4 protein-coding genes are annotated in these 4,546 nt (G+C 67.9%); all 4 read left to right on the top strand.

Translation table 11 applies throughout. The features are described from left to right. Positions 1-581 (top strand): ABC transporter ATP-binding protein (locus ACXJL8_RS34735; RefSeq protein WP_456686421.1); only part of this gene is annotated, 581 nt, incomplete at its 5' end. Further along, on the top strand, positions 578-3,040 hold the full coding sequence (locus tag ACXJL8_RS34730; RefSeq protein WP_456686420.1) for an FtsX-like permease family protein: 2,463 nt from the start codon (positions 578-580) through the stop codon (positions 3,038-3,040). The genes ACXJL8_RS34735 and ACXJL8_RS34730, both read left to right, overlap by 4 nt. Then, positions 3,030-4,112, top strand: coding sequence for a lipocalin-like domain-containing protein (locus tag ACXJL8_RS34725; protein ID WP_456619497.1), 1,083 nt, complete (start codon positions 3,030-3,032; stop codon positions 4,110-4,112). The genes ACXJL8_RS34730 and ACXJL8_RS34725 overlap by 11 nt, the downstream gene beginning before the upstream one ends. Positions 4,113-4,139: 27 nt before the next feature. Then, positions 4,140-4,526: an MAPEG family protein gene (locus tag ACXJL8_RS34720; RefSeq protein ID WP_456686419.1), complete on the top strand. Its 387-nt coding sequence runs from the start codon at positions 4,140-4,142 to the stop codon at positions 4,524-4,526. The last annotated feature ends 20 nt before the right edge of the window (positions 4,527-4,546 follow it).

Here is a 4,546-nt window from a genome sequence, read left to right as displayed (position 1 = left end):
ACCTCGACCTCAAGCGCGGCGAGCGCGTCGCGCTGACCGGCGAATCCGGCAGCGGCAAGAGCACGCTGCTGCATTTGATCGCCGGGCTGGACGCCGCCGATGGCGGCACGATTCGACTGGACGATACCGAGGTCACCAATCTGTCCGACGCGAGGCGCGCAGGCTTGCGCCGCGACCGGATCGGCCTGGTTTTTCAGCAGTACAATCTGATCCCGAGCCTGTCGATCGAGGACAATCTCGCCTTCCAGGCGCGGATCGCCGGCCGGCATGATGCGGCCTGGCACAGGGAGCTGGTCGAGCGGCTCGGGCTCGGCGGCCTGTTGCGGCGCTATCCCGAGCAATTGTCCGGCGGCCAGCAGCAGCGGGTCGCGATCGGCCGGGCCCTGGCGACAAAGCCCTCGCTGCTGCTCGCGGACGAGCCGACCGGCAATCTCGACGAGGATACCGCCGACGACGTGCTGGCGCTGACGCGCGACCTCGTCGCGCGCACCGGCTGCGGCTTCCTGATGGTGACGCACAGCCTGCATCTCGCCGGCACGCTTGACCGTCACGTCACCCTGCACGCGGGACGGATCGCATGAGACGCGCGCTGTGGGTTCTCGCGGTGCTCTTGAGCCATTGGCGGCGGCACAAGATGCAATTCGCAACGCTCTTGATCGGATTGATCGCGGCGACCGCGCTGTGGAGCGGCGTGCAGGCGATCAACCAGCAGGCGCGCAATGCCTATGACCGCGCGGCGGCGACGTTCGGCGGCGTGCGCACGGCGATGCTGGTTGCACCGAATGCGGCGACCTTTTCACAGGACCTGTTCGTCAAGCTCAGGCGCGCGGGCTGGCCGGTCTCGCCGGTGCTGGAGGGCCGCGTCCAGATCAACGGGCGTTCGGTGCGGCTGCTCGGCATCGAGCCGGTGACGCTGCCGGCCGATGTCGGCAACGCGCCGCGCCTCGGTGCCGCGGATTTGACGAGCTTCGTTGCGCCACCGGGCCAGACGCTGGTGGCGCGGGAGACGCTGGCCGATTTGCACGAGCAGGAAGGCGCGGCGCCGTCCATCAGCAACGGCGCAAGACTGCCGCCGCTGCGCGTGCTGCCGCAACTCGTGCCCGAGGTGCTGGTGGTCGACATCGGCGTGGCGCAGCGTCTGCTGAACAAGCCGGGCCAGGTCTCGCGGCTCCTGATCGGCAAGCCGAAGGGCAGGCCCGCGCCGCTCGCAAGCATCGTCGGCGACCAGTTGCAGCGGATCGAGCCGAATGCGGAGACCGAGCTGGAGCGCYTCACCGACAGCTTTCACCTCAACCTCACCGCCTTCGGCCTGTTGTCGTTCTTCGTCGGCCTGTTCATTGTGAATTCGGCCRTGGGCCTCGCCTTCGAGCAGCGGCTGCCGATGCTGCGCACCTTGCGGGCCTGCGGTGCGTCGGCGCGCCTGGTCAACACGGTGATGGTAGTCGAGCTGGTGGTGCTGGCGCTGGTCGCCGGGCTGATCGGGCTCGCCTGCGGCTATTTCATCGCAGCCGCGCTGTTGCCCGACGTCGCGGCATCGCTGCGTGGGCTCTATGGCGCGCAGATCCCGGGACAGCTGACGCTGCGCCCCGAATGGTGGCTCGCCGGCATCGGCATCAGCGTTGCCGGCGCGCTCGTTGCGGCCGCGACCAGCCTGATCAAGGCGATCCGGATGCCGGTGCTGGCGACCGCGCAGCCATATGCCTGGCAGCAGCGGCAGCGCCGCTGGCTGATCCTGCAAAGCGCCGCCGCCTGCGCCGTGTTCGCTGTCGCGCTGCTGCTGCTGCGCTATGGCGAAACGCTGATCGCCGGCTTTGGCGTGCTGGCGGCGCTGATGCTGGGTGCGGCGCTGATCCTGCCGGCCTTCCTCGAGATCATCCTGCTTGCAGGCCAGCGCAGCGCGCGCGGGCCGCTGGCACGATGGTTCTGGGCGGACAGCCGGCAGCAGCTCTCCGGATTGTCGCTGGCGCTGATGGCGCTGCTGCTCGCGCTTGCCGTCAATGTCGGCGTCTCGACCATGGTGGAAACTTTTAGCCGCACCTTTGTCGGCTGGCTCAATGGACGGCTTGCGGCCGACGTCTACATCAGCGCGTCCGACAATGCGCAAGGCGTCGCGATCCGGAACTGGCTCAAGCAGCGTAGCGAGGTCCAGGCGATCCTGTCGGGCGGCCGCGCCGAGACGCAAGTGCAGGGCCAGCCGGTGGAATTGCTCGGCCTTCCCGACCACGCGCTCTATCGCGAGCGCTGGCCGCTGCTGGAAACCGYGCCGCGCGCCTGGACCCAGTTGGTGCCGGGCAACGCCGCCTTCATCAGCGAGCAGTTGAGCCGCCAGTTGCGCGTCCGCGTCGGCGACGTCGTCGAGGTGCCGGCGCCGGGCGGGACCTGGGAGCTCGACATCGTCGGCATCTATGCCGATTACGGCAATCCCAAGGGGCAATTGGCGGTCAACGTCGCAGCGCTGATCCGACAGTTTCCGCAGACGCCGCAGACGCGGATCGGGCTCATTGTCCCACGGGACAAAATCCCGGGCTTGATCGCGGCGTTGCAGGCGCAGTTCGCGCTCGACGACCGCAGCGTCGCCGACCAGGCGACGGTGAAAGCGGAATCGATCCGCATCTTCAACCGCACCTTCGCGGTGACGTCCGCCCTGAACGCCTTCACGCTGGGCGTGGCCGGGATCGCGCTCCTGACCAGCCTGCTGACGCTGGCGAACTCGCGCCTGCCGCAACTCGCACCGCTCTGGGCGATCGGCATCACGCGGCCGCGCCTCGCGGCGATCGAGCTCACCAAGACGCTGTCGGTCGCACTGTTCACAGCGCTGCTCGCCGTGCCGCTCGGGCTGCTGGTGGCGTGGTGCCTGATTGCGATCGTCAACGTGAAGGCATTCGGCTGGCGGCTGCCGTTCCATGTGTTTCCGCTGCAACTGGTCGAGCTGGTCGCGGTCGCGCTGCTCGCCTCGCTGCTGGCCGCAGCGCTGCCGGTTCTGCGGCTGGCGCGGATGCAGCCGGCGACCCTCGTCAAGGTGTTTGCCAATGAGCGCTGATGGGATTTCGCGGCGCGCCTTTGCCGGCGGCATCGCCGCGCTCACGCTTGCGCGCCGCGCCGGCGCGCAAGGTTATGCCGGGCTCGGCGAGACCGCCGACGGCTTTGCGCAGGTCGTGCCGGGAAAGCTGTTTACCTTCCCCGCCGATCACGGGCCGCATCCGGAGTTTCGCATCGAGTGGTGGTATCTGACGGCGAACCTCGTCGATAGCCGCGGCGCGGCTTGCGGCCTGCAATGGACGCTGTTCCGGCAGGCGACGCAGCCGGGGCCGCAAGGCGAGGGCTGGGCCAATCAGCAGGTGTGGATGGCGCATGCCGCGGTGACGCGCGCCGACACCCATCGCTTCAGCGAGGCGTTTTCGCGCGGCGGTATCGGACAGGCCGGCGTCGATGCAAAGCCGTTTGCGGCGTGGATCGACGATTGGGAGATCAAGGGGTCCGAGCGCACCGACGACCGCACGCTGTCGCCGCTGACGCTGAAGGCCTCAGGCATCGATTTCAGCTACGCGCTGACGCTGGAGGCCAATCGCCCGGTCGTGCTGCAAGGCGATGGCGGCTTCAGCCGCAAGTCCGAACGCGGGCAGGCATCCTACTATTACAGCCAGCCGTTTTTTCGCGCGCGCGGCAGCCTCACCATCGACGACAAGCCGGTCGACGTCACGGGCCAGGCCTGGATGGACCGGGAATGGAGCAGCCAGCCGCTCGACACCGACCAGACCGGCTGGGACTGGCTGTCGCTGCATCTCGCCTCCGGCGACAAGCTGATGCTGTACCGGTTGCGGCAGAAGGACGGCAAGGACTACCCGTTCGGCAACTGGATCAGCGCCGCGGGCGGCACGCAGATGATTGCGGGCAACGACATCCAGATGGTGCCGAGGGCGACGGCGGAGGTCGCGGGGCGCAAGCTGCCGGTGGAGTGGCAGATCGCGATCCCGTCGCGGTCGTTCTCGATCCTCTGCAAGCCGCTCAATGCAAAAGCCTGGATGGGGACCGGCTTCGCCTATTGGGAGGGACCGATCAGTTTTGCCGGCACGCACGATGGCGTTGGCTATCTCGAGCTGACCGGGTATTGAACCGCGACCTCTTTCAAGGGACTAGCGATGTATCATCTCACCGCCCTCGTAACGCTGCTGGCGATCCTGTTTTACTTCTTCACCTGCATCAACGTCTCGCGGTCGCGCAGCAAGACGGGCGTCAAGGTGCCGGCGATGTCCGGACACCCGGATTTCGAGCGCGCCTTCCGCATCCAGATGAACACGCTGGAATGGATGCCGGTCTTCCTGCCGTCGCTCTGGTTGTTCGCGATCTATATCAGCGACGCCGTCGCAGCGGGAATCGGCGCGGTCTGGATCATCGGCCGCATCGTCTATTTCGTCGGCTACTCGAAGGCCGCCGCAAAGCGCGGCCCGGGCTTCGCGRTCCAGGGCATCGCCAGCATCGTGCTGTGGGCCGGCGCGCTGGGGGCGGTGGTGTTGCGGCTGGTGTGAGGGGGCTGGGCGACGACCAA

The sequence above is a fragment of the Bradyrhizobium sp. P5_C11_2 genome, assembly GCF_054049755.1.
This window is presented reverse-complemented; position numbering and strand designations above follow the sequence as displayed.

Bases quoted from the DNA above. Each gene is read 5' to 3' on its own strand.
- ACXJL8_RS34725 (WP_456619497.1), top strand. From the start codon at position 3,030: ATGAGCGCTGATGGGATTTCGCGGCGCGCCTTTGCCGGCGGCATCGCC.